Below are 25,604 nucleotides of genomic sequence, written 5' to 3' on the forward strand. Positions count from 1 at the left end.
ATCTTTGCTTTTATTGACGACCGGTGTCGATCAGTTGATCAATGACCTGGTCGACATTCACCCCACGGCGAACCAGTTCTTCGGACACCAGAATCGGCGCCGCTGCCTTGGAGGCGAGCACATCCCTGGCGGTCAATTGCGGGCTGCTCAGGTCGGTTCGCGACAGTTGCAGTTTGGCCACTTCCAGCGGCAGGCCGGATTCGCTGGCGAGCAGTTTCGCCAGTTCTTCCGGGTTTTCAACCGCCCATTCCCGCGCCTGTTCATAGGCGTTGAGCACGGTTTTAATGGTTTCCGGGTGTTCCCTGGCGTAGCTGTCAGTGACGCTGACCACGCCGTAACTGTTGAAGCTGGTGTTGCGATAGAGCAAGCGGGATCCGGCCTGTACCTGGCTGGCGGCCATGTGCGGGTCAAGCCCGGCCCAGGCGTCGACGTCACCTTTTTCCAGCGCGGTGCGACCATCCGGATGCTGCAAGTGCACCAGTTCCACATCGTCCTTGCTCAAGCCTGCCTGTTGCAGGCTACGCAACGTAAACAGGTACGGATCGGTGCCTTTGGTGGCGGCGATTTTCTTGCCTTTCAGATCGGCCACGGTCTTGTAGGGCGAATCCTTGCGCACCACCAACGCGGTCCATTCGGCGCGACTGTAAACGTACACCGACTTGATCGGGCTGCCGTTGGCCCGACTCAGCACAGCCGCGAGGCTGGCGGAGGAGGCGAAGTCAACGCCACCACTGTTCAGGTATTCCAGAGAGCGGTTGCTGCCTTGGCTCAGCACCCAGCCGACTTGCGTCCGGGGCAGGGCTTTTTCCAGGAAGCCGAAGTGCTTGAGCACCAGGCTGACTGGCGAGTAATAGGCGTAATCCAGATGCACTTCGGCCGGTGTCGTTTCGGCGGCCTGGGCCAGGGGTTGCAGGCCCAGGGCCAACGCGACGGCGCTGATCAGATACCTGGCTTTGGGAAAGTGGAAGAGGGGGTTCATGGGCGCAACTCCGGCAAGGCAACGGGATTCTTATGTCCTGATTATTGGTTTTTATGAATGCTTCCTGCATAAAAGGAATATTGCAGGCTCTGTGCCATATGTTGGATTTCACTGTTTACGAGGCTTTTTGGAATTTTTTAGGGGATTCGATGTGCGCAACGAGACAGTCTGTTGCGCCGCTGTTGCCGGGCAAACACTGACCGTTACGGGTCATGAGCTTATGCATAAATAGAATTTAAAAAGCTTTCTATAAGAGCGTTATGGTCTATCGGAACAACACCTCCGGAGCCTCCGATGAACCTGTCCCGTTTCCTGCGCAGCCTGCTGACCAGCGCGCTGCTTGCTGCACCATTTGCCTACGCCGCCGATCCCGTCGTCTTGCATATCGGTGACCAGAACTACTACAACGTCCGCGCCTCGGTGGAGGCTTCAGGGGTGTTGGAAGGAGCGCTTTATACCGTCGACTGGAAACACTTCCAGGCCGCCGCACCGCTGGCTGAAGCGCTGAACACCGGCGCGCTGGACCTGGGCTTTCTCGGCGATTCGGGCTTTCTGTTCCTCGCCGCCAAGCAAGCGCCGGTGAAGCTGATTGGCGTGTCACGGCAGAACCCGGACACCATCGCCTTGTTGGTGCCCAAGGACTCACCGGTCAAAACCATCGCCGACCTCAAGGGCAAGAAAGTCGCCTATTGGCCCGGCGCGTGGAGCCAGCAACTGACCTTGCGTGCCCTGGAGAACGCCGACCTGCCGGACGACTACGTCGACTTCATCAAGCTGATGCCGATCGACGCTGCGGCAGCGTTGCCCCAAGGCAGCATTGACGCGTTTCCGATTTGGGAACCGTACATTTCCCAGCAGATTCTGTTCTCCGGCGCCCGGCCGATTCTGACTGCCAAAAACCTGATGCCCGGCCTTAGTGCGATTGCGGCCTCGACGCCTTCAATCGACAGTAAACGCGAAGCCATCGCCGACTTCCTCGGGCGCCTGAAAAAGGCCCGGGCCTGGGTCGACAACCACACCGACGAATATGCCGACCTCTGGGCGAAGAAAGCCAACCTCGATCAGGACGTCTCACGCCATTGGTTGCGCCAGGCACACATGAGCGTCGGCCCGGTCGATCAGCAAGCGGCGGCGGACTTGCAGAGCACCGCGGACTTCCTGTTCAAGGTCAAGGCACTGCCGGCAGCACTGGCGACGGCACCGATTATCGACCGTTCGTTCCAGCAGGCGTTGGCGCAGTAATCCGTGAGCACTTGAACCAAAACTGTGTACCCTGATCCAACCTGAGCCCGCAGGCACCTGCGGGTCCATTGGAGGATCACCGGGCGAGGGGTTTTTGCCATTAACGTGACGACCGCAACGGTCTGGCCCAAGGCAAAACATGACGCAACTGTTCAAGGTTCTATCGGCGCTCACCCTGGTTGTCGGGCTGGCGGGCTGTATCGCGGCTCCGATCGAGATGACGCCCCAGACGCAACAGCGCCTGCAAGCGCAGCCGCCGATCCGTTTTCTGCTGACTTTCGATGACGGCCCCAGTGCATCGAGCTTCTGGAACCCGACCGATACCGTGCTCGACAGCCTCGCGCAAAACCCGGTGCAGCCGAACATCAAAGCGGTGTTCTTTGTGCAGACCGGCGCGCCACGGGCCGGCGACAGCGACATCGGTCGCCGGGTCATGCATCGCGAGCATGCCGAGGGGCAAATCCTCGGTTTTCACACCGCCACCCACTGGCACACCAATCATCGCTCGCTGAGTCCTGAAGATCTGGAACAGTCACTGACCAAAGGCAGTGCCGACATCGCCGCGATCACCGGGGCGCCGCCGACCCTGGTGCGTCCGCCGTTCTGGAATTACGACAAACGCACCTTCGCCGCGTATCAGCAACATGGCATGCACGTGTTGTTGACCGACCTGAGCGCCAATGACGGCAAGATCTGGGGCTTCAACGCCAGCCCCCGGCGACGGGCGAACATGCTGCGTCAGCTCTCGGAAGTCCGTGAGCGTATTGCCCAGGGTGAACTGCCGACAGTCGACGGGGTGATTCCGGTGGTGGTGACTTTCCACGACCTCAATCGCTACACCGCCCGGCACACCCGCGAATACCTGCAAATCCTGCTCGACAGCGCCAGCGCTACCGGGGTGAAAACCGCGCCGAAGCCGTTTTATGACGATCAAGCCCAGTTGCTCCGAGCGGCGATGGCCCGTACGGTCACCGAAAGTTCAGAACCGGTCCGTTTGCCGGGGATCTGGAACTGGTTTTGGGATGGGGATAGCCATTGAAATTTGCCAAAGTGAGACGCAGATAACACTTATTGTTGGTATTCGCGGGCGCAAAAAGGAAAGCGGATCTATGCTGTTCAGATTGGATCCGATCAACAGCCATGGAGGCCCCCGTCATGGTTTCAGTTCAAGAGCTTTGCCGCATTGTGCAGTCCGGTTTTCGTCCGCTCTCGTGCGACTGCACGGTGAACCGCGACGGCACGCTACGGATCAAGGTCTACGAACCTTCGACCGGGCGGACCTCTCTGCTGCTCCCCTATGTCTCGCCATCGCGACTGACCACCGTTCGCGACATTTCCAACCTGATTGGCGAATTGCGCACCGAAATGAGTGCGGGGCGCCGGGCGTTTGCTGGCTGAAATAGCCAACCTGCCGAGTTCTCTATAGGAGCTGCTAGGCTGCGATCTTTTGATCTTGTTCTTAAAAGCAAAATCAAAAGATCGCAGCCTTCGGCAGTTCCTACAGTAGTATCAAGGCTCTAATTCTGCGGCAGCAGTTCATCAATCATCTGCAAACAATGATTCAACCCCGGTGACACGTCGCCCACCCGTCGGCTGAGGATGATCGGCGAAGTGGCATTGTCTTCCAGCAGTGGCGTGAAGCCGATGTCGTCGCGGTGCAGCAATTGCACCGAGGCCGGCACCAGCGTCACGCCGATGCCAGCGCCTACCAGACCGATGGCGGTCTGCAGTTCATTGGTCCATTGCGCCACATGGATGCTCACGCCATAGGATTCGAACAGCGCGATCACATGATCGGCGTAACTCGGTCGGGGGTTGCCGGGGTAGAGCACGAAAGGTTCCTTCGCCAGTTCGCGCAGGCTGATCGGGCGGGTCAGCAGCGGGTGACCGGCGGGCAGGGCGGCGACCAGTCGATCCTCGGTCAACACCGTCTGGATGATCGCCGGGTCATCGATACGGATTCGACCGAAGCCAACATCAATCCGCCCGGCCTTGAGCGCCTGCACCTGTTGCAGGGTGGTCATTTCCGACAGCCCCAGTTCGAGCTCCAGATGCTCATGGTTGCGTAAGCGGCGGATCAGTTCCGGCAGCACGCCGTAGAGTGTCGACGGCGCGAAACCGATGCCCAGCCAGGTCTGTTCGCCCAGGCCGATCCGCCGTGTGTTGTCGCAGACCTTGTTCAGTTGCTCCAGCAACGCGCTGGAGTGCTCATGGAAAAACCGCCCGGCCTCGGTCAGCTTCAGCGGCCGCCCACGTTCAAGCAGTTGCACCCCGAGCTCATCCTCCAGTTGCTGGATCTGCCGGCTCAGGGGCGGCTGGGCGATGTGCAGCCGTTCGGCGGCGCGGGTGAAGTTGAGCGTTTGAGCCAACACCTGAAAGTAACGCAGGTGACGCAGTTCCATGAGGCCTCCAGGCGCCGACGAGTTGAATACCTTTAAGGTATCAAGTCAGACCAATTCTATATTGGCCGCGATTTAAAAGCCGTATGAGAATCCGACTCAGAACTTAAAGAACCTGACGGGTATAGACATGCGTGCAACAGCCATTGAATCGATCGAGACGATCATCGTCGATCTGCCGACCATCCGCCCGCACAAACTGGCGATGCACACCATGCAGAACCAGACCCTGGTGATCATCCGCGTGCGCAGCGCCGATGGCATTGAAGGGATTGGCGAATCCACCACCATCGGTGGCCTGGCGTACGGCAATGAAAGCCCGGACAGCATCAAGACCAACATCGACAAACACTTCGCGCCGTTGCTGGTGGGCGAGGACAGTAGCAACGTCAACGCCGCGATGTGGCGCCTGGAGCGCAGCATCCGCGGTAATACGTTCGCCAAGTCAGGTATCGAAACGGCTTTGCTCGACGCTCAGGGCAAGCGCCTCGGCCTGCCGGTCAGCGAACTGCTCGGCGGTCGGGTTCGCAATGCGTTGCCAGTGGCCTGGACCCTGGCCAGTGGCGACACCGACAAAGACATCGCCGAAGCCGAGCAGATGCTCGACCTGCGCCGCCACCGGATCTTCAAACTGAAAATCGGTGCTGGGGAGGTCAACCGCGACCTGGCGCACGTCATCGCCATCAAAAAAGCCTTGGGTGATCGCGCCAGTGTGCGGGTCGACGTTAACCAGGCCTGGGACGAATCTGTCGCGCTGCGGGCCTGCAGGATTCTCGGCAGCAACGGCATCGACCTGATCGAGCAGCCGATCTCGCGTAATAATCGCGCTGGCATGGTGCGCCTGAATGCCATCAGCCCGGCGCCGATCATGGCCGATGAGTCCATCGAGTGTGTGGAAGACGCCTTCAACCTGGCGCGGGAGGGCGCGGCTTCGGTATTCGCCCTGAAGATCGCCAAGAACGGCGGCCCGCGCGCCGTGCTGCGAACCGCTGCGATTGCCGAAGCGGCCGGTGTCGGCCTCTACGGCGGCACCATGCTCGAAGGCGGGATCGGCACGCTGGCCTCGGCCCATGCCTTTATCACGTTGCACAAACTGGCCTGGGACACCGAGCTGTTCGGCCCGCTGCTGCTGACCGAAGACATTCTCACCGAGCCACTGGTCTATCACGATTTTGAGCTGCATGTACCGAACACGCCGGGGCTGGGGCTGACGCTGGATGAAGAACGTCTGGCGTTTTTCCGTCGCGACACGTCATCGATTGCCATTCAAAACGCCTGAGGAGAGCATCATGCTGTTCCACGTAAAAATGACCGTAAACCTGCCGCTCGACATGAACCCGGAGCGCGCCACACAGCTCAAGGCCGACGAAAAAACCTGGCCCAGCGCCTGCAAGAGCAGGGCAAGTGGCGCCACCTGTGGCGCATCGCCGGGCTCTATGCCAATTACAGCGTGTTCGACGTCGACAGCATTCAGGAACTGCACGACTTGCTGATGCAATTGCCGCTGTACCCGTACATGGCCATCGAGGTCACCGCGATGTGCCGGCATCCTTCTTCGATTCGCGAGGATGATCGCTGAACCCCGCCTGTTCAGTTCGCTACGATAATAATGACAAGATGAGGAACCACAATGAACGTCAAGATTTCCCACACTGCCAGTGCCCAGAAGTTTCTTGAAGAGGCCAGCGGTCTGCTCAACGAGGCCGGTGATCCGCGGGTCAAGGCGCTGGTTTACCGGATCCTGCGCGATTCGGTAAACATCATCGAAGACCTCGCCGTGACCCCGGAAGAATTCTGGAAAGCCGTCAATTACCTCAACGTCCTGGGTGCGCGGCAGGAGGCAGGCCTGCTGGTCGCCGGGCTCGGGCTGGAGCATTACCTCGATTTGCTGATGGACGCCGAAGACGAGCAGGCCGGCAAATCCGGCGGTACGCCGCGGACCATCGAAGGCCCGCTGTATGTGGCCGGTGCGCCGCTGTCGAATGGCGAGGCGCGGCTGGATGACGGCGTCGACCCGGGCGTGGTGCTGTTCATGCAAGGGCAGATTCGCAACACCGCGGGTGAACCGCTCGCCGGGGCCGTGGTGGATGTCTGGCACGCCAATACCGGCGGCACCTATTCGTATTTCGATACTGCTCAATCGGAATTCAACCTGCGTCGGCGCATCGTTACCGATGCCGAGGGTCGTTACCGTTTGCGCAGTATCGTGCCCTCGGGCTACGGCTGCCCACCGGACGGTCCGACCCAGCAACTGCTGGATCAATTGGGTCGTCATGGCCAGCGGCCGGCGCACATTCACTTCTTCATCTCGGCGCCGGATCATCGCCACCTGACCACCCAGATCAACCTCGATGGCGATAAATACCTGCACGATGATTTCGCCTACGCCACCCGCGACGAGTTGATCGCCCACATCGCTTTCAGCGACGATCCACAGCGTGCAGCGGCCCACGGTGTCAGTGGTCGGTTTGCCGAAATAGATTTCGACTTCACGCTACAGTCGTCTGCACAACCCGAGGAGCAGCAACGCCTGGAGCGTGTTCGCGCACTCGAAGACTGACAGCGCAATATTGAGCCTCCTGTGGGAGCGAGCCTGCTCGCGAAGAGGGAATCAGCTTCAACATCATCGTTGACTGACACTCTGCTTTCGCGAGCAGGCTCGCTCCGACATGTCAGTCCACTGACACATCGTTGCGAGGCCTGCCTGGAATGGCGGCACGCTATCGATAACAACAACGAGAGTGAACCGATGATGCAAGCGCAACTGTTGAGTCAGCGCAGCAGAGTGTTCGACCAGGCCGACCCTTACGCGGTGTCGGGCTACGTCAATCAGCATGTCGGCAACCATTGCATCCTCATGCCTCGCGCCGGCCGACCGCTGGCCAGCCTCGATCACCGCAAGTTTGCCAGTCTGGACCTTTGCCGCATCAGTTATGGCGCCAGCGTGCGGGTCACTTCGGGCGCACTGGAGAACATTTATCACCTGCAAGTCCTGCTGCGCGGCCACTGCTTGTGGCGTGGTCATGGCCAGGAACACTACTTTGAACCCGGCGAATTACTGCTGATCAATCCCGACGATCCGGTGGACTTGACGTACTCCGAGGATTGCGAAAAATTCATCCTGAAAGTCCCCGCGCGTTTGCTGGAGTCGGTGTGCGACGAGCAACGCTGGCGGTATCCGGGGCAGGGTGTGCGGTTTCTGGAGAACCGTTATCAGCTCAATGAGCTGGAAGGTTTCGTTAACCTGCTGGCGATGATTTGCCAGGAGGCCGAGGCCACGGAGCAGATTCTCAAGGTTCAGGAACACTACGCGCAGATCATCGTCAGCAAGATGCTCGGCCTGATGAAAACCAATGTCAGCCGGGTCAGTCCCGGCTCGCCGTCGGCCACGTTCGACAGCATTGCCGACTACATCACGCGCAATCTCAAGCAGGATATCGACAGCGAAGAGTTGGCGCGTCAGGCGCGGATGAGCCTGCGTTCGCTCTATGGCTTGTTCGAACGCAACGCCGGGGCCACGCCGAAAAACTACATCCGCCAGAAGCGTCTCGAACGCGTCAACGCCTGCCTGAGTGACCCGGCCTGCAACGTGCGCAACGTCACGGAAGTGGCCATGGATTACGGCTTCCTGCACCTGGGACGGTTCTCTGACAGCTACCGCAAACAGTTCGGCGAATTACCGTCCGACACCCTCAAGCGCCGGCACTGACTGCACGAATCTCCTGTAGCAGCTTCCGAGCCTGCGAGGCTGCGAGGCTGCGTCCGAGTGCGCAGCACTCGCAAAATAGTTCGCTCCGAATCTCAGGCTGACCGCGTTCTGCCTTGGCGAGTACTACGTACTCGGACGCAGCCTCGCAGGCTCGGCAGCTGCTACAAGACCGGCCGCACCTGCTGCACTAAATGGATAAAGGTCTGCACCCAGCGGATAGTCCGCCCGATACCCGCGTCCTAGCATGGCCCTGCCTGAATAAAAACAATGGAGGCGGCGGCCATGTCCCTGCGACCCGAATACCTTCACTCCCTGCTGGAAGATGACAAGGACCACGGCATCTATCGCTGCAAGCGCGAGATGTTCACCGACCCACGGTTGTTCGATCTGGAGATGCAGCACCTCTTCGAAGGCAACTGGCTGTACCTGGCCCACGAAAGCCAGATTCCCAAGGTCAACGATTTCTACACCACCACCATGGGCCGCCAGTCGATCTTTATCGCGCGCAACAAGGACGGTGAGCTCAACGCATTCATCAATGCCTGTAGTCATCGCGGCGCGATGCTCTGCCGGCACAAGACCGGCAACAAAAGCTCCTACACCTGCCCGTTCCACGGTTGGACCTTTAACAACTCCGGCAAGCTGCTGAAGGTCAAGGACCCGGCGGCGGCCGGCTACCCGGCGAGCTTCAATTGCGAAGGCTCCCACGACCTGACCAAAGTCGCGCGATTCGAATCCTATCGCGGCTTTCTGTTTGGCAGCCTCAAGGCCGATGTGGTGCCGCTGGTCGAGCACCTGGGCGAGTCGACGAAGATCATCGACATGATCGTCGACCAGTCCGCCGATGGCCTGGAAGTGCTGCGCGGCTCCTCCAGCTACCTCTACGAAGGCAACTGGAAACTCACCGCCGAAAACGGCGCCGATGGCTATCACGTCAGTTCCGTGCACTGGAACTACGCGGCCACCCAGAACCAGCGTAAACAGCGCGAGGCCGGCGACAGCAATCCGACCATGAGTGCCGGCAGTTGGGCCAAGCAGGGCGGTGGTTTCTATTCCTTCGACAAGGGTCACATGCTGCTCTGGACCCGTTGGGCCAACCCTGAAGACCGTCCGTTGTACGAGCGTCGCGATGAGCTGGCGCAGGACTTCGGTCAGGCCCGCGCCGACTGGATGATCGAGAACTCGCGCAACCTGTGCCTGTACCCGAACGTGTACCTGATGGACCAGTTCAGCTCGCAGATACGCATCGCCCGGCCGATCTCGGTCAACCGCACGGAAATCACCATCTACTGCATCGCCCCCAAAGGCGAAAGTGACACCGCGCGGTCCAGCCGGATTCGCCAGTACGAGGATTTCTTCAACGTCAGCGGCATGGCGACCCCGGATGATCTGGAGGAGTTTCGTTCCTGCCAGACCGGTTATCAGGGCAGTGTCACGACCTGGAATGACATGTCCCGCGGTGCCGAGCACTGGATCGAAGGTGCCGACGACGCGGCCAAAGCGATCGACCTGCATCCGCTGCTCAGTGGTGTGCGCACTGAAGACGAAGGCCTGTTCGTGCTGCAGCACAAATATTGGCAGCAAACGATGCTCAAGGCCTTGGCCGCTGAACAGTCCGAGCTGATCGTCGTGGAGGCCGTGCAATGACCATCACCTATGAGGCCGTGCGTGATTTTCTCTACCGCGAAGCCCGCTACCTCGATGAAAAACAATGGGATGAATGGCTGGAGCTGTACGCCCCGGACGCCACCTTCTGGATGCCGTCCTGGGACGACAACGACGAGCTCACCGAAGACCCGCAGCGGGAAGTCTCGCTGATCTGGTACGGCAACCGCACCGGCCTGGAAGACCGCATCTTCCGCATCCAGACCGAGCGTTCCAGCGCGAGCATTCCGGACACCCGTACCTCGCACAACCTGAGCAACATCGAGCTGCTCGAACAAGCCGACGGCCTGTGCAAGGTGCGCTTTAACTGGCACACCCTGAGCTTTCGCTACAAGACTGTCGACAGCTATTTCGGCAGCAGTTTCTACACCCTGGATGTACGCGGTGAAAACCCGTTGATCAAGGCCAAGAAAGTGGTCCTGAAGAACGATTACGTTCGCCAGGTCATCGATGTTTACCACCTGTGAGGCGGCCGTCATGACTCATTCCATCGCATTCAATTTCGAAGACGGCGTCACCCGTTTCATCGACGCCAGCCCCGACGAAACCGTGGCCGATGCCGCGTACCGCCAGGGCATCAATATTCCGCTGGATTGCCGCGATGGCGCGTGCGGCACCTGCAAATGTTTCGCCGAGGCCGGTCGTTACGATTTGGGCGAGGAATACATTGACGACGCCCTCAGCGTCGATGAAGCCAGACAAGGTTTCGTCCTGACCTGCCAGATGCGCGCCCAGAGCGATTGCGTGGTGCGGGTGCCGGTATCGTCGGATGTCTGTCGCACCCGCCCGGCCAGTTTTGAAGCGACCATCAGCGCCGTGCACCTGTTGTCCGACAGCACCATCGCGCTGTCGATCAAGGGCGAGGCCCTGAACAAACTGGCGTTCCTGCCGGGGCAGTATGTGAACCTCGGGGTTCCCGGCAGCACGCAGACCCGCGCCTATTCGTTCAGCTCGTTGCAGCGCGACGGCGAGGTCAGTTTCCTGATCCGCAACGTGCCCGGCGGCTTGATGAGCAGCTTCCTCACCGAGATGGCCAAGGCCGGCGACAGCATGACGCTGGCGGGGCCGTTGGGCAGTTTCTATCTGCGTGAAATCCGCCGCCCGCTGCTATTGTTGGCCGGCGGCACCGGGCTGGCGCCGTTCACCGCGATGCTGGAAAAAATCGCGGAGCAGGGCAGCGAGCAACCGCTGCACCTGATCTACGGCGTGACCAATGACTTTGACCTGGTGGAAATGGATCGACTCGAAGCGTTCGCTGCACGGATTGCGAACTTCAGCTTCAGCGCCTGCGTGGCCAACCCCGACAGCCGGCATCCGCTCAAGGGCTACGTGACCCAGCACATCGAGCCCCGGCATCTGAACGATGGCGACGTCGATGTCTACTTGTGCGGCCCGCCGCCGATGGTCGAGGCGGTCAGTCAGTTCATTCGCGAACAAGGCATTGCGCCGGTCAATTTCTACTACGAGAAGTTTGCTGCCAGCGCGGCATAAATTTTTCTGCTGCGATGCACCCGTAGGAGCTGCCGAAGGCTGCGATCTTTTGACGTTGGTTTTTAAAAACAAGATCAAAAGATCGCAGCCTTCGGCAGCTCCTACGGGAAGCGGTCGTCGTCACGAGGTGTATATGAACAGGTTCCATGAAAAAGTCGCGTTGATTACCGGGGCTGCGCAAGGCATCGGTCGGCGCGTGGCCGAGCGCATGGCTGCTGAAGGCGCGAAGTTGATTCTGGTTGATCGTTCGGATCTGGTGTTCGACGTCCAAAAGCAATTGGGGCAGGGCAGCCAGGTACTCGCCCTGACCGCTGATCTTGAGGATTACAGCGAATGCAGCCGGGTGATGCGAACCGCCGTCGAGCGCTTCGGGCGCCTGGATGTGCTGGTCAATAACGTCGGCGGAACGATCTGGGCCAAACCCTTCGAGCATTACGAGGCGCCACAGATCGAGGCCGAAGTTCGCCGCTCGCTGTTCCCGACGCTGTGGTGTTGCCATGCCGCGCTGCCGTTCATGCTTGAGCAAGGGCGCGGTGCCATCGTCAATGTTTCATCCATCGCCACCCGCAGCATCAATCGCGTGCCTTACGGTGCGGCGAAGGGTGGGGTCAACGCGCTGACCGCCTGCCTGGCCTTCGAAACCGCCGGTCGCGGGGTTCGGGTCAACGCGACCGCCCCTGGAGGCACCGAAGCACCGCCGCGACTTATCCCGCGCAATACCGCAGAGCAAAGCACTGAGGAAAAGGTCTGGTATCAGCAGATCGTCGACCAGACCCTCGACAGCAGTTTGATGAAGCGCTACGGCACGCTGGATGAGCAGGCGAGCGCTATCCTGTTTCTGGCCAGCGACGAAGCCTCATACATTACCGGCATGATCATGCCGGTGGGCGGCGGCGACCAGGGCTGACGCGACTCGTTAAAAACAACACAAAACCAGCAGTGGATGGCCGGGCGTCTGGACGCCAGGGAAGTCCTGACGCTGAAGGCCAGTCACGCGTCCCTGGCGTCGATGCCGGTTGATGTCGCAGCGTTCATCGACAAGGCCGCGACGGCGCTGGCCACGGCCACGGCATAGCCCAGCTTACAAGCGACGCTGATAGGCTTTGACGATGCGCAGCGTGGCGTCGCTGATTTTCAGGTTGTGAATGGCATCCAGCGGATGCCACATGCAATCGATAATCTCATTCAGCGGCCGGGCCTCATCCAGGTTCAGCACCGACGCTTCGTAAACATGGTGTCGAGTGCTGCCGTCTTCCAGTTCCATCAGGTACAACATGCCGTCGACCCCGAGTCCGGTTTCTTCCGCCAGTTCTCGCGTGGCCGCGTCCACTTTGGTTTCCCCAGGCTCGACCTTTCCGCCAGGCAAGGTCCAGCGACACCGGGGCTTGCGCACCAGGAGGACATGTCGGTCTTGTTCGCAAATAACGGTGGCGCGTACTTTCATGTGTTACCTGATTGCCGTTTGTCACAAATAAGTCATAAAAATGCAATATTCAGGCCGAGACCCGTGCGGCGGGAGTTTGAAGGGTTGGAGTGGTCGTGCAAACCGAAAGTGCAACCGGATGTCGCCATGCCCGCGCGACGTCTGGTCGGCACGTTGACAAGGGTGGGGTGTAAGGTAGTCCCGTCAATCGTGGGTTTTCATGACCCGAATGGAGGTGACGATGAGCATTGAGCTGCTGACCAAGATGCACATGAACGGTTACGACGTACTCAGCGTGAACCACGGCCCCTGGCGGGTATGCACCAAAGATGATCGCCTGGGCGCCTTTGCCAGCCGGGAAGAGGCACTGGCCTTTGCGGCGTCTTTGCCGGCGTATAAGGCGCGGTCGAGACGGCCGGCGCGTAGCCAGTAGTCAATCGAGTGGGGTCAGCCCCGGTTTTTGCCGGGGCTTTTCAGGGCTGCTCGTTCAGTAACCGCCACCGCTGCTGACAGAGTGGGAGGGTTCCCGGGCTCTCTGTTGCGCATTACTCCATTCCGCGCAACTCATGAAGCTGGTGTGGTCGACCTTGCCCGTGCCATCGAAACTGACGTTGTAGAGCTGTTGATGACCGGCCTGAACCAGTTTGTAGTCATAGCAGGTGCCAGGCTCCACCGTGCGATCAGTGATGGCCAGCGGTTTGCCGCCAATCTGCTGGACTTGTTCCTTGCTCATGCCGTTTTCAACCTTGGCGACCAACGGCTGGTTGCGATAGACGTGTGAATCGGAGCTGCAACCGCTCGACGCCGCCAGCACGGCGAGCAGTGCGAACAGAGGCTTGTTCATGGCTGTGGTCCCGTTAGTGAGCTTTCGTTCGACTGATGTGCCGCGCCTTCACTTCATCGGCGTAGCTTTTAAGTCGTTCTTCGTCCCCCTGGAGCACCTCGCGCAGCCTTAGGGCTACTTGGGCATCCACTTCGTTACCCACCTGGCGAAACTGTTCCGCCAGGCGCAAAAGTTCTACCGCCGACCAGCGCAGATTCGACTCCACGCTTTGTAGGTCGCGCTGAAGTTCCTGCTCGAATTCGTTAAGCCGCATGATGATCTCCTGCAAAGTCCCCGCTACGAAAGATTAGTCCCGATTGCGGCGTGGAGTGTGCCGTTTGCAAGGGCATGCGTCGGTTCTGTCGCTTTCGCCAATCGTTCGCTGGATGTCTGAGCGGCTACGCGCTACATTCGCCGTTTTTCAGGATGAGGAAGCGTCATGCGGATGTTGATAGCGGGGGTGGCGGTGGCTATGTTGGCGGGATGTTCATTGCCTGCATCCCTGGTGCCAGGCGAGCCCAACGTCAGCAAATACAGCGCCAAGCCACCCAAAGAGTACCTCGCTTGCGTGCTGCCTTTGTGGCAGGCGCAGATTCCCAAAACGACGCAAATAGGCATTTCCAACGGCTACCGCCTGACCGCGCCGAGCATCATCACGGCGGACGAGATTCTGGATATCGTGAAATCGAAGGATGGCAGCCGGGTGTCGCTGTATCAGGGGCCGCCCTGGGCGAAATCCGGGGCGATGAGGAAAGCGGTGCGTGACTGCCTGTAACGTCAGTCAGCGGGATCGTTTGCTCGGGGCCGGCGGCACTTTTCTTTTCCTTGCGCTCAACCAGCCATTCATCCACTTGTCCGGAGAACTCCGGCGGGCCTTGCGCCCAACACCGTTTGGATTTATCCGCCAGTAGCCAATCGTGAAACAGCTTGGGCGGCTGCCGATCCGCTGATTCCGATTGCTTGATCGATCGCTCGGAACTGACCAACGGTGTCGATTTCCGCACAAATAGTGTTGATATATAAGGGCTTACGTTCTTAATTAACCGAACGGTATGCAGAAATATATTGTTTCAAAGTGTTTTGGTAGGTTAATATCGCCCCGCGTTCACCACCACGGTTTATGCATTTTTAAGTCCCAGGCGTCCATCAGCTGCCTGGGATTTTTTTGCCCGCGATTTGTTCTTCAGAACGCGTATTGCACCTAGGTGTAGTAGTAGCCGCCGGTGAAGCCAAACGGTGAATAGCTGCCCCAGTTATCGCCGAACGAAGAATTGGGCACGCCAATGTGGTCGGGGTATTTGTCGAACAGGTTCTGTGCGCCCACGGCCACGGTCAGTTGCTTGGTCAGCGCATACGCCACGTCGAGGTCGGTAATCCATTTGGCGGAATACTCGCGGTCCAGGCTCGGGTCGCTCGAACTGTTGACCTCGGTGTATCTCCCGTAACGGGTCAGGCGCAGATTGACGTCGACGTCGCTGATGCTCCAATCGGCGGAGAAAATCATCTTGCTGCTTGGCGAGGTCTTGGTAATCAGCGCCCGGGATTGGCGCCCCATCAGTTGAAAATTACCGCCCAGCGCGGTCAATTGCTCCGGTGTGTCGTTCACGCTGAGGATTTGCGTGTGGTTGTAGTTCAGTGCGGCGGTCCACTTCAGCGTGCCGTAGCGGTTCAGGTTCTGCCTATAGTTGCCGACCACATCGACCCCGGAGGTGCGGGTGTTGGCGCCGTTGGTGAAGTACTGCGCGCCTGCGGTGGCCGGCACGCCGATGCTGTCGAGCAGGGCGGCGACGCCCGGTCCCTGGAAGCGTTCGCTGAGCACCAGGCGATCGCGCAGGTTGATCACGTAGCCATCGACGGTCAGGCTCAAGTCATTGCTTGGGGTCAGTGCGAAACCGAGGCTGAAGTTGGTCGAGCGCTCGGGTTTCAACGCTTCGGCCCCCAAGGCTTGGGCGCCCGCTGAGTCCACCGGCAGGATCACGTAGTTGTACGACTGGTAAACGCCATTGATGGTGTCGAACCCGGTCGAGCGCGCGGTGAAAATCTGATTGGCCAGCGACGGTGCGCGAAAGCCGTTACTGACGCTGCCGCGCACCGAGAACACCGGGTTGAATTCGTAGCGGGTGCTGAGCTTGCCGCTGCGGGTACCGCCGATGCCTTCGTTGTAGTGCTCGTAACGCCCGGCGACGCCGAAGTACCACTGCTCGACGGGGTAGAAGCCGAGGTCGATGTAACTGGCGAGGCTGTTGCGGCTGACTTTCTGCGCGTCCTCAGGGGTAATGCCGTTGGTGACCTGCGCCCCCGGATCAGGGCGTTGCCCGGCACGTGGACTGTCGGCCGGGAACACGTAGCCGCCATCGATATAAGAAGCTTCGGAGCCAGCGCGGGTTTCGTAGCTTTCACGCCGATGCTCGAAACCGAAGGCCACATCCATGGGTTTGGCCAGACCGATCTCGTAGCTTTTCTTCAGGTCGAGGTTGCTGGTGAGTTGGTCGGCGATGTAGATGCCCGAGGTGAACTTGTTCGGCGTGTTTTCCCCCAGTGACGGGTTCTGGTTGTCGTAGGTTCGTTGCTTGGCGTAGTTACGGCCATAGGTGCTGCTCAGGTCCCAGGCCCAGCCACCGAAGTTGTCACCCTTGGCGCCGAAGGCCGACTGGAAGTCGGTTTCGTTGACCAGCCAGTAAGGGCTATAACCGTCGGGATAACCATTAGGGCCGGTGGTGATGGTGTTGCGTCCGCTGGGCAAGCGGAAGTTCTGGCCGTCGTTGTTCTCGCGGGTGGCCAGGGTCGAGAACGAATACAGCGTCACTGCGTCGTTCAGCGGCAGATCGAGGTTATAGCCAGCATCGGCCAATTGGCTGCGCGGTAAACCGTAGCCTTTATAGGTGTGGTGGCTGGCATCGGCCTCGCGCGGGTCGGGCGAGCCGTCGGCCTGCGGGTAGTAATGGGCGCTGTAGCCGTTGCTGCCGGCCTTGTTGTCACGTTCCTGGTAGCGGGTGTCGAGAGACACATTGAGCACCCCGGCTTCGCCCACCTGGAAACCATAATTGAGCGCTTCCTGGCCGGTGCCGCGCTTGCCGTCGTAGCCCTGGCCGAGGGTCGTGTCGGAGCTGCCGCCGGTGGTCTGCTTGAGGATGATGTTGATCACCCCGGAGATCGCATCCGAACCGTATTGCGCCGCCGCACCGTCGCGCAGCACCTCGATATGGTCGATGGACGCCACCGGGATCAAATCCAGGTCGCTGGGTGCTGCGCCGCTGTTGATCCCGTTGATATTCAACGTCGCGCTGGTGTGCCGGCGCTTGCCGTTGACCAGCACCAGCACATGGGCGGCGGTCAATCCACGCAACGTCGCCGAGCGTACCACGCCGCTGGCATCCCAGCCCGCGCGGTCCGGCAGGTTGAGCGACGGGATGAATTTGCTCAAGGCTTCCAGCAGGCTGGGTTTGCCGACGGAGCGCAATTGTTCGCCGGTCACTACATCGATGGGTGTGGGGCTGGTGGTGACGGTGCGTTGTTCGGCGCCACGGTTGCCGGTGACCACCACGGTATCGAGGGTCGGCGAGCCGGTCTCAGCGGCTTCGAGGCTGAATGAGGTCAGGCTGCAAGCGAAGGACAGCGGCAATAACAACGGACGGTAAGCAGGTACTGGGCAGTTGCGCATAAAGATGAAGCTCCTGAGTATCGGTGGATATCCGTGTCATTTCTTGCGGGCGGCGACGGCTTCGATTTCCACCAGGCCACCGGGCAGTGGCAGGGCCACGACCTGAATTGCCGTGCGCGCCGGTTTGTTCGGTTGCGCGGCACTGCCGAAAAACGGCGTATAGCCTTCCTGCAACCCGGCGAAATCGAGCTTGTTGCCCTTCACCGGATCGCCCACCAGGAACACCCGTAGCTGCACTACGTCACCGAGGTCCAGGCCTTGGCTTTGCAACACGCCTTTGAGTTTGTTCAGAATCGAAGTGGTCTGGGTCGCGGTATCGCCGTAGGCCGCAAAGGAATCCTTCGGCGCTTTCGGGTCGTGCAGGTCGGCGAGCAGCCCGCTGACGAACAGCAGTTCGGTCTGCGCCGGCACCGACACCGCCAGTGAAATCGGAAAGTTCGAGTTGGGCAGGGCTATGCGTTTGATCTCGTCGGCGTGGCTGGTGAGGGCGGTGGCGGTCATGAGCAGTCCTGTGAGCAAAGTAAGGGTTTTCATCGTTCAGTCCTTTAATTGAAAAGAGTCAGAGCAGATGTACCTGTGGGAGAGAGCCTGCTCGCGAAGGCGGTGCGTCAGGCGACATCCGTGTTGAATATGCTGCCGTCTTCGCGAGCAGGCTCGCTCCCACAGGGTTTGCGCTTAACTGACTGGCATCAGGCAGCAACACCGGATTGAGTGCGTTCGGCATGTCGGCCAATCAGCGCAACGATGCGTCGCGCCGAGTCGGCGGCGCTGTTTTGCCAGATGCCGACACCGCCGTGGGCAAGGGCATCGCTGGCCAGATAAGTACGGCCCTGGGGTTCGTTGAGGATTTGGTAAGCGCTTTCGCCAACCTCGTCGTTGACGATCCACGGGCCTTTGCTGAAAGGCACCTTGGCCCAGTTGATCGCCACCGGTTTTTGCAGCTCGGCGCTGTGGCCGGGGTGCAGCAGTTCGACGGCTTGCCGCGAGGAGGTAAACTGTTCGGCGATGGTTTTTTTGCTGAACGATTGCGCCGATTCGCTGGTGTTGTAGGCGGCGACCAGAATCCCCTGGGCGCTGTTCAGCCGATCGCTCGGATACCACAGACCTTTGACTTCGTGATCCAGGTAAGACAATCCGCCGTAGATGTTGAAGTCGGTTTCCCAGAAGCGCGGCGACTGCCAGGCCACTTTGTTCGCCTGATCGCTTTGGGCGCTGAGAATCGCTTGCTTGAACGGCTGGCTGAAATTGCTTGGCAGCTTGGCCAGCAACGGCAGGGGGACGGTGACCACGGCGTAGTCGGCATCTAGCGTCTGAGTCTTGCCGGACTTGCGATCCCGGTAGGTGATGCGGCTACCGTTTTCCGAGGTCTGGATCTCGCTGACTTCGGCATTGAAGCGCACCGCGTCCTTGAGCTTGTCGTAGAACGCATAGGGAATCCGGTCCATGCCGCCGACGGGTTGAAACATGGTCGAGGAGAACTCCGGGATTTCATCGAACACCAATGCCCCCAGAGCTTGGGGTTGAGCAGGGTTTGCAGCTCCAGCGGTGCGCGAGTCACGCCGGTTTGATCGCCGGCACCGGGCACGCGGGTGTAGCCCGAACGCACCGAGCCTTTGTATTGGAAATCGGCATTCAGGTCGCCATAGACCTTGAGGAAGTTCAGCAACGCCTTGCGGTCATCGACGCTCAAATCCTGGTCCAGGGCTTTGCGACTGACGGTACGCGCCAGCAGTTCGGACAACTGACCGCGAGTGTCGTTGACGGCCTGGCGCAACTGGAACGCCGGCTTGTCTGGGTCCGGCAAGGCCAGTGCATTGCGGCTGCTGTTGACCAGCACTTGCAGCTCGACACCCAACTCACGGCAGTAGCCGAGGATCGTCTGATGATGGCTGGGAATCCGCGCCGGCCCGGCGTTAAAAAAGTGGCCTTCATCGAAGTCGACGGTCTGGCTGACGCCATCGTCGAAATCCACTTGAGTGCCGCGCCGCAGGGTCCAGTTGCGCCCGCCAACCCGCTCGCGGGCTTCCAGAAGGGTCACCGTGAAACCGGCCTTGCGCAGCTCGTAGGCACTGACCAGGCCGGAAATGCCGGCGCCGACCACCACCACGTTTTTGCCGTTGCCACTGCTGCCCAGTTGCAACGGCTTGAAACTGGCCGCCACGGCCTGAGGCGTGAGCCCCAGCGCACCGAGGGCGCCGACGGCAGCGGAATAACCACCGACGGTGGCAATGCGGGCAATCATTTCTCTGCGGGTGAAAGCCATGGTTTAGCTCCTTGAAGTCAGGCCTCTCAAACTGACGCGGACTATCTGTAGGAGCTGCCGAAGGCTGCGATCTTTTGATGTTGCTTTTAAAGATCAAGATCAAAATATCGCAGCCTTCGGCAGCTCCTACGGGGGATTCGTGACCGTTGAGAGATAAGTCGGGGGTTCGGGGTTTAGAGGTCGTAGCGCAGCGACAGCAACAGGGTTCGCGGGTCGTTGATCGAGTAGTAGCGAGCGCCGCTGGATGGCACGAAACCGACCGATTGCGGGTAGGCGCGGTCAAGCAGGTTTTTCACCGCCAGCGTGGTGGTCCAGTGACCGTCGCTGGAGATGTAGCGGGTATTGGCGTTCCAGAAGGTTTGTGTCGGGATTTCCTGGATGTCGTCGTTCAGCGCGTTGGCGTAGGACTTGGTCTGGAACTGCGCATCGGTGCCCGCCAGCAAGGTGCCGGGCAGCCCGGCCGGGATGGTGTAGTTGAGGCCGACGCTGGCGTTCCAGCGTGGCGAGAACACCAACTGCTTACCGTTGGCATCGACACCGGCACCGCTGGCATTTTCGAAGTCGTCGTACTGGCTTTGCAGGTAGCCGACGTTGGCGCTCAGTTGCAGGTTGCGAGTCAGCGCGGTCAGGGTTTCCAGCTCGACGCCGTAGGTGTGGGCCCGACCGACGTTGGTCCGCAGGCTCACGCCCAGCGCCGGGTCGTAGGCATTGGTTTGCAGGTCCTTGTAGTCGTTGTAGAACAGCGCGACGTTGGCCCGCAGGCGTTGGTCGAAGAAGTCCCCCTTGAAGCCGGTTTCCCAGGTGGTCACGTCTTCCGGCGAGAACGCTTGTTCGGCAGCGGCCTGGGTCGGCGCACGGTTGTCGTAGCCGCCAGCCTTGAAGCCTTTGGCAACGTAGGCGTATTGATTCAGATGCGGGGTCCAGGCGTATTCGAAGCCGATTTTCGGGCTGGTTGACTGCCACGACTTGCTCGACTGCGCGGTGAAGTTGGTCCCGGTGATCTGCCGATCGGTGTTGATCGCGTAGTTGGTGTAGTCGAAGTTCTTGTGTTCGCGGGTAAACCGCAGCCCGGCGATCAGCGACAATTGCTGTGTGAGCTTGTAACTGCCCTGGCCATACAGCGCATAGCTTTCGGTGTTGGTCGTACTGTATTGGCCCTGGCCGATCACCCGGTTGCGCGCGACGGAATAGGTGAGGTTGTCGCGGTCGGCTTCGAATTTCTCGCGGTACAGGTACAGGCCGGTGCTGAAGCTGAATTTGTCGTAGTCGCCGTTGAGCTGGAATTCCTGGGTGGCGTAGTCTTGCTTGTAGGTGATCAGGTTTTGCTGAATCAGGGCTGCCTGCCCCGAGTTGTCATAGTCCACCGGCTGGTTGAACGCCGAATAGGCGGTCACCGATTTGAAGTTCAGGTGGTCGTCGATGGCGTAAATGGCACGCAATACCGAGCTGCCCTGATCGAGACGGTTCTTCGGGTCGAGGCTGCTGTAGCTCTTGAATTTGTCGAAGTGGCCGTTGGCATCAAAGGGTGTGTAGCTGGTGGTGTCGCCACGGTCAAAGGTACCGGCCAGGGTCAGTTGCACGTCCCACGGCGAATCGATTGGATTGAAGCGCAACTTGCCGCGGTAGGACTGGATATCAACGTCGTTCACATCCTTGCCGCGCGTCGGGTCGGAGACAGTGCCGTCGCGGGTCAGGCGAATCGCCGAAAAACTTCCGAACAACGCGTTGTCCACCAGCGGGCCGCTGATCAGGAAGCGCTCGTTCTGCGCGTTGTAGTTGCCGGCACCGAGCTCGAAGAAACCACGGGTTTCCTGGGTCGGGTCGCGGGTGATCACGCGGATCGCGCCGGCGCTGCTGTTGCGTCCGTAGAGCGTGCCTTGGGGGCCGCGCAATACTTCGACGCGCTCGACGTCGTTGAAATCGAGCATCGAGGAAATTGCCCGCGGGATGTACAAATCATCGGCGTACACCGCGACGGCGGATTCCTGGATCGGATCGGTCTCGCCGATGCCACGAATGCCGTAGGTCTGGGCGCTGTAGGAGATTGACTGACGGCTGAGGGTCAGGTTCGGCACTTGTCCGGAGAGGTCGCGGACGCTTTTGATCTGCTTGTCTTCAAGGGCTTTTTCGTCGAACGCGGAGATGGCCAGCGGGGTTTCTTGCAAATCCTCGCGGTGGTGTTCGGCGGTGACTGTAACAACGGGGAGGGCACCATCCTTGGTGTTTTCTTCGGCGTGGGCCGACAAGCCGAACAGGGCCATCGATACGGCCAGCGTCAGACGGTTTGCAGTGAAGGTGTTGTGCATGGTGAACCCCAGGTGTGTAGATACAGCGGTGGCGTTGTTATGTTTTTTTCGGCAAAGCGTTGCCGGGGCCATGATTCGACAGCCATGGCGGCGGGGGCTTGAGCCGGTTTCGGGTTTGGGTGTGGCAGTTGACCGTGGAATGGTGTCGGCCGGAAAAACGTGCAGTTCCGTGGGCCTCCACCTGGTCAGGGGTCGGTGATGGTTGTAACAATATTTGTATAATACGGCGCTGTAAAAGTCCGATTAGTTATAAGTTAATTATAAAAAATAGACATTAATATATTAAATTAAATGCGTAAGTCTGATGTTGTGGCGAGGGGACGAGCCTAAATGCCTGTAGGAGCTGCCGAAGGCTGCGATCTTTTGATCTTGATCTTCAAAGGTTCTGAAAAATCAAGATCAAAAGATCGCAGCCTTCGGCAGCTCCTACAGGGGGAGCAACGGTTGTGTTTAATACCCGCGCTGTACGTTCGCCAGATTCTCCGGCGCCAACCCATTAAGGAACCGCTCAAGATTGGCCAGGAAACTGTCGGCAATTTCGTGTCGACTGTTGCTGGAAATCGCTGAGGTATGGGGTGACAGGCGCACCCTCGGATGAACATAGAGCGGGTGCCCGTCGGGCAGCGGTTCGGGTTCGGTAACGTCCAGCGAGGCCAATCCGATCGCTCCGCTGTCCAGCGCCTCAAGCAACGCCCCATGGTCCAGCAAACCACCGCGGGCGATGTTGATCAGGTGCAAACCGGGCTTGGCACTGGCCAGCACCGCGCTGTTGACGATATGCCGTGTCGCACTGGTCAGTGGCGCCGCCAGCACCAGGTGGTCGGCACGGGCAAACAGATCATGGAGATCCCGCGCGGCCTCGACACCTTCAACCTCGAATGGTGCCTGACCCTGACGCAACGCCAGCACGTTGATGCCCAGTGCGTGGGCCTTCGCCGCCAGGCTTCGGCCAATCGCGCCGAAGCCGAGAATCCCCAGCGTAGTGCCCTTGAGCGGCGTCAGCGCGGTGAAGTTCCAATGCGCGTCATGCACCCAAATGTCCGGCAAACGCTTGGCAGCGGCGAAGATCGCCGCCAGGGCGAACTCGGCGATATTCTCGGCGGCGCTGCCTCGGGAAGTACTCACCGGCGGGCCGTTGAACAGCCATTGGGGGTAGAAGTCGATACCGGAAGACACCACCTGAATCCACTTCAACCCATAAGGCCAACCCGGTGGCGGCGTGTTTGGCGCCAGATAGCCGCGCACATTGATCGGTCGCGCCAGCAGAACACTGACCTCCGTCGGCAGGTCGCTGGGCACTCCGGCCGGTACATCAATCACCCGGGCGCCGGGGTGTGTTTGTGCGAGGCGTTGGCGGATCACCTCGTTGAAGTCTTCGTCCAGCTGGCTGGCAATCACAAGCTGGCTCATGGGCGTTCCTTTTGCTGGCGCTGGGCGAAGACCGCTTTGCCGACGCCTTGCAGCACGGCATCGTTTTGCGGTGTGTGAACGCGACTGCACAGTACATCGCGGTAATGCCGTTGCAGTGGATTGTGGCGTGACAGGCCGGGATTGCCGGACGCCTCAATGGCCAGCTCGACGGCGCGGATGGCGTTGCCGGTCACCAGGTATTTCAGCTGCGCAGCATGACTCGCTGGCGTGCGTCCCTCGGCGGCGGCATCCAGCAGGCTGCGGTTGGCGAACAGCAGCGTGTCGATGTGGCCGACGGTTTCCTGAAAACGCGGCAGGGTCGACAGCGCTGCGCCGAGGTTGGACGGCTTGCGTTGTTCCAGCCAACCTACAAACCAGTCCCGGGCAGCTTGGGCGACGCCGTCGTAGACCGATGACAGCAACACCGACATCCACAGGAAGCCATCGCCATCGAGCTCGGGTTGCGGTGCGCTCCAGGGGCTGACGCTGACCGCGTGATCCAGCGGCACCAGCACATTGTCGAACACCACTTCATGACTGCAGGTCGCGCGCATGCCCAGATGATCCCAATCCTCGATGATGCTGATGCCGGGCGTGTCCTTGTGTACCAGCCAGGCACCCACCAGCGGGTCTTCATCGGTACTGCGCGCCCAGACGCTGAACCAGGTCAGGCCATGGCTGCCGGTGGAGTAGATTTTTCGGCCGCTGATCCGCCAACCCGCCGCGGTGCGCCGGGCAACGGTCGCCGGCAAACCGCCACGGGCCGGGGTACCAAGGTCAGGCTCGACCCGCAGGGCGTTGATCAGGGCGCCTTTCTGGACCGCGTCTTGAGCCACTTGCAGGCGCAGTGCTTCAGGCCAGTTTTGACTGTCTTGCAGGCGTGTGTGCTGGAGATACTGCATCACCAGGATCAACGCCGTCGAGGGTTCGCCCTTGGCAATCGCGCTGATCGCCTTGCGCGCCTGAACCAGGCTCGCGCCGCCACCGCCAAGGGCTTTGGGCACCGTCAGTGCGACCAGACCGTGCTCATGCAGCAGCTTGAAGTTGTCCTGCGGGAAAGCGCCGCTTTCGTCATACAGGTGCGCCGTGGCGCCGAGTTGGGCGCCGATGTTTTCCAGCAGTGCTTCGAAATTGGCCGCCTCGACTGATCGCAGCAGGGGCGGGTGTTGAGAAGAAAGACTCATGGTGAATTCACTCAATCAAATAGGCGGGGAATGGGTTCACAACGGCAGCAACTTGAACTGTTTGTCCCACAGCGGCGCCACATCCAGCCGCTCAGTCAAAACCCCCGCATCAAAAAACAAATCCGCAACTTCCTGCTGCGAGGCAATTGCCTGGTCGTCCACTTCGAGCACTTTCCACGGCTGGCTGCGGCTGTTGTACATGTCGAGGAACACCGCTTTGTCGACGCCCAACAATTGCGCCGATTTGGCTGCCCACGGCTCGGGGTTGTTGTTGATCCATTCCAGCGTGCGCGCCGTGCGCTGCAAGTAGTCCTGAATCGCCTGTTTGCGCAGCGGGTCTTCCAGGGCGGCAGGGCGCGCGGCCATCAGATAGTTGCCGGACAAGTAACCCTCAGCGGTTTTCAAGACCCGGCGCCGCTGCGGAATTTCGCCAACTGGATAAACACCCCGTAAATCACCCACGCATCGAGCTGGCCGCTCTGGAAGGCACTGAAACCGTCCTGCGGCGTGAGAGCCACCGCAGTGATGTCCTTCATGGTCAGGCCCTGTTCCTTCAAGGCCTTGATCAGAAAATAGTGCGAGGTGGTGGAGCGCACATAACCGACCCGTTTGCCGCGCAACTGCCCGATGGATTCGATTTTCGAGTCCTTGGGAATCAGGAAAACTTGATTGTTCACATCGCCTTGAATCACCGCGATCAGCCTCGGTTGGCGATGGCTCTGGATCGAGAAGATCGGCGGGATCTCACTCATGGAACCGATGTCCAGGCTGCCCGAAGCCAGCGCTTCGACGATCAGGTTGCCACCGGCAAATTCGGCATAGTCGACTTTATAGGGGCGGTTGGCGGTGCCGGCGTCTTCGGTGAAATACGACTCCTGGCCGCGGTAAGTGGCAACGCCCAGGGTCAGGTCCGACAGCGACGTATTTTGTGCAAACGCGCGGGAGTTCAATCCCAGGGAGGACAGCCCCAACGCACCCACGGCAATCGAACTGGCCGTGAGGAAGCCGCGACGATTGAATTGTCCTTGGTTAATGTTTTTCGTCATGGT

At 60.0% G+C, this 25,604-nt stretch carries 22 protein-coding genes and 4 pseudogenes; 14 read left to right on the forward strand and 12 right to left on the reverse strand.

All coding sequences use genetic code 11. The features are described 5' to 3' along the window. Positions 1-10: 10 nt before the first annotated feature. A complete protein-coding gene (locus tag JFV26_RS25880; RefSeq protein ID WP_201196363.1) occupies positions 11-979 on the reverse strand; it encodes an aliphatic sulfonate ABC transporter substrate-binding protein in 969 nt (322 codons plus the stop codon). A 294-nt stretch (positions 980-1,273) separates the two neighbouring features. On the opposite strand from JFV26_RS25880, the gene JFV26_RS25885 reads away from it, so the two are divergent. The 3 genes from JFV26_RS25885 (at position 1,274) to JFV26_RS25895 (ending at position 3,619) form a co-directional block, all read left to right on the forward strand. After that, the gene (locus JFV26_RS25885; protein ID WP_201196364.1) at positions 1,274-2,221 is read left to right on the forward strand and encodes an ABC transporter substrate-binding protein; all 948 of its coding nucleotides are present in this window, start codon (positions 1,274-1,276) and stop codon (positions 2,219-2,221) included. A gap of 139 nt (positions 2,222-2,360) precedes the next feature. After that, entirely contained in the window at positions 2,361-3,260 is a 900-nt protein-coding gene (locus tag JFV26_RS25890) for a polysaccharide deacetylase family protein (RefSeq protein ID WP_201196365.1), read from the forward strand. A gap of 116 nt (positions 3,261-3,376) precedes the next feature. Beyond that, positions 3,377-3,619 carry a DUF1652 domain-containing protein gene (locus JFV26_RS25895; RefSeq protein WP_201196366.1) on the forward strand — a complete coding sequence of 81 codons (243 nt, stop codon included), beginning with the start codon at positions 3,377-3,379 and terminating at the stop codon, positions 3,617-3,619. A gap of 119 nt (positions 3,620-3,738) precedes the next feature. Here the strand turns inward: JFV26_RS25895 and JFV26_RS25900 are convergent, their stop codons facing one another. Continuing rightward, the gene (locus JFV26_RS25900; protein WP_201196367.1) at positions 3,739-4,623 is read right to left on the reverse strand and encodes a LysR family transcriptional regulator; all 885 of its coding nucleotides are present in this window, start codon (positions 4,621-4,623) and stop codon (positions 3,739-3,741) included. Positions 4,624-4,750: 127 nt separating this feature from the next. On the opposite strand from JFV26_RS25900, the gene JFV26_RS25905 reads away from it, so the two are divergent. The 9 genes and pseudogenes from JFV26_RS25905 to JFV26_RS25945 all read left to right on the forward strand — a co-directional run. Beyond that, positions 4,751-5,899 (forward strand): muconate cycloisomerase family protein, encoded by a 1,149-nt coding sequence (locus tag JFV26_RS25905; RefSeq protein ID WP_201196368.1) that lies wholly within the window; start codon positions 4,751-4,753, stop codon positions 5,897-5,899. A 10-nt stretch (positions 5,900-5,909) separates the two neighbouring features. Next, positions 5,910-6,199: pseudogene (gene catC, locus JFV26_RS25910) on the forward strand (muconolactone Delta-isomerase). Positions 6,200-6,250: 51 nt separating this feature from the next. Then, entirely contained in the window at positions 6,251-7,180 is a 930-nt protein-coding gene (gene catA, locus JFV26_RS25915; protein WP_201196369.1) for a catechol 1,2-dioxygenase, read from the forward strand. 189 nt (positions 7,181-7,369) lie between these two features. Further along, on the forward strand, positions 7,370-8,329 hold the full coding sequence (locus tag JFV26_RS25920; RefSeq protein WP_274610381.1) for an AraC family transcriptional regulator: 960 nt from the start codon (positions 7,370-7,372) through the stop codon (positions 8,327-8,329). A gap of 282 nt (positions 8,330-8,611) precedes the next feature. Then, a complete protein-coding gene (benA, locus tag JFV26_RS25925; protein ID WP_201196370.1) occupies positions 8,612-9,976 on the forward strand; it encodes a benzoate 1,2-dioxygenase large subunit in 1,365 nt (454 codons plus the stop codon). After that, on the forward strand, positions 9,973-10,461 hold the full coding sequence (gene benB, locus JFV26_RS25930; protein WP_201196371.1) for a benzoate 1,2-dioxygenase small subunit: 489 nt from the start codon (positions 9,973-9,975) through the stop codon (positions 10,459-10,461). The genes benA and benB overlap by 4 nt, the downstream gene beginning before the upstream one ends. A 10-nt stretch (positions 10,462-10,471) precedes the next feature. Then, on the forward strand, positions 10,472-11,485 hold the full coding sequence (benC, locus tag JFV26_RS25935) for a benzoate 1,2-dioxygenase electron transfer component BenC (RefSeq protein ID WP_201196373.1): 1,014 nt from the start codon (positions 10,472-10,474) through the stop codon (positions 11,483-11,485). A gap of 133 nt (positions 11,486-11,618) precedes the next feature. Beyond that, on the forward strand, positions 11,619-12,392 hold the full coding sequence (locus tag JFV26_RS25940) for a 1,6-dihydroxycyclohexa-2,4-diene-1-carboxylate dehydrogenase (protein WP_201196374.1): 774 nt from the start codon (positions 11,619-11,621) through the stop codon (positions 12,390-12,392). 18 nt (positions 12,393-12,410) lie between these two features. Continuing rightward, positions 12,411-12,560 (forward strand): annotated as a pseudogene (locus tag JFV26_RS25945) (alpha/beta hydrolase); the annotation flags it as partial. A 6-nt stretch (positions 12,561-12,566) separates the two neighbouring features. Here the strand turns inward: JFV26_RS25945 and JFV26_RS25950 are convergent. Further along, entirely contained in the window at positions 12,567-12,929 is a 363-nt protein-coding gene (locus JFV26_RS25950) for an NUDIX hydrolase (RefSeq protein ID WP_201196375.1), read from the reverse strand. Between the two features lie 220 nt (positions 12,930-13,149). Between JFV26_RS25950 and JFV26_RS25955 the strand changes: the two genes are divergently transcribed. Continuing rightward, entirely contained in the window at positions 13,150-13,341 is a 192-nt protein-coding gene (locus tag JFV26_RS25955) for an SPOR domain-containing protein (protein WP_201196376.1), read from the forward strand. Between the two features lie 54 nt (positions 13,342-13,395). Here JFV26_RS25955 and osmE read toward each other — a convergent pair whose 3' ends face one another. Further along, positions 13,396-13,752, reverse strand: coding sequence for an osmotically-inducible lipoprotein OsmE (osmE, locus tag JFV26_RS25960; RefSeq protein WP_201196377.1), 357 nt, complete (start codon positions 13,750-13,752; stop codon positions 13,396-13,398). A gap of 13 nt (positions 13,753-13,765) precedes the next feature. Further along, positions 13,766-14,005: a hypothetical protein gene (locus JFV26_RS25965; RefSeq protein WP_201196378.1), complete on the reverse strand. Its 240-nt coding sequence runs from the start codon at positions 14,003-14,005 to the stop codon at positions 13,766-13,768. Positions 14,006-14,170: 165 nt separating this feature from the next. Between JFV26_RS25965 and JFV26_RS25970 the strand changes: the two genes are divergently transcribed. Beyond that, positions 14,171-14,506: a hypothetical protein gene (locus JFV26_RS25970; RefSeq protein ID WP_201196379.1), complete on the forward strand. Its 336-nt coding sequence runs from the start codon at positions 14,171-14,173 to the stop codon at positions 14,504-14,506. Positions 14,507-14,932: 426 nt separating this feature from the next. On the opposite strand, the gene JFV26_RS25975 is transcribed toward JFV26_RS25970, so the two are convergent. The 7 genes and pseudogenes from JFV26_RS25975 to JFV26_RS26005 form a co-directional block, all read right to left on the reverse strand. Continuing rightward, entirely contained in the window at positions 14,933-17,392 is a 2,460-nt protein-coding gene (locus tag JFV26_RS25975; RefSeq protein WP_201196380.1) for a TonB-dependent receptor plug domain-containing protein, read from the reverse strand. Positions 17,393-17,428: 36 nt separating this feature from the next. Beyond that, on the reverse strand, positions 17,429-17,926 hold the full coding sequence (locus JFV26_RS25980) for a RidA family protein (protein WP_201196382.1): 498 nt from the start codon (positions 17,924-17,926) through the stop codon (positions 17,429-17,431). A gap of 155 nt (positions 17,927-18,081) precedes the next feature. Beyond that, a pseudogene (locus JFV26_RS25985) lies at positions 18,082-19,655 on the reverse strand (flavin monoamine oxidase family protein). Between the two features lie 173 nt (positions 19,656-19,828). Then, positions 19,829-21,961: a TonB-dependent receptor gene (locus JFV26_RS25990; protein WP_201196383.1), complete on the reverse strand. Its 2,133-nt coding sequence runs from the start codon at positions 21,959-21,961 to the stop codon at positions 19,829-19,831. 450 nt (positions 21,962-22,411) lie between these two features. Continuing rightward, positions 22,412-23,371 (reverse strand): D-isomer specific 2-hydroxyacid dehydrogenase family protein, encoded by a 960-nt coding sequence (locus JFV26_RS25995; RefSeq protein ID WP_201196384.1) that lies wholly within the window; start codon positions 23,369-23,371, stop codon positions 22,412-22,414. Next, positions 23,368-24,555 (reverse strand): acyl-CoA dehydrogenase family protein, encoded by a 1,188-nt coding sequence (locus tag JFV26_RS26000; RefSeq protein ID WP_201196385.1) that lies wholly within the window; start codon positions 24,553-24,555, stop codon positions 23,368-23,370. Before JFV26_RS26000 ends, JFV26_RS25995 begins: the two co-directional genes overlap by 4 nt. A 36-nt stretch (positions 24,556-24,591) precedes the next feature. Next, positions 24,592-25,601, reverse strand: a pseudogene (locus tag JFV26_RS26005) (ABC transporter substrate-binding protein). Between the last annotated feature and the right edge of the window lie 3 nt (positions 25,602-25,604).

Source organism: Pseudomonas sp. TH31, from assembly GCF_016650815.1.
GTDB lineage: Bacteria > Pseudomonadota > Gammaproteobacteria > Pseudomonadales > Pseudomonadaceae > Aquipseudomonas.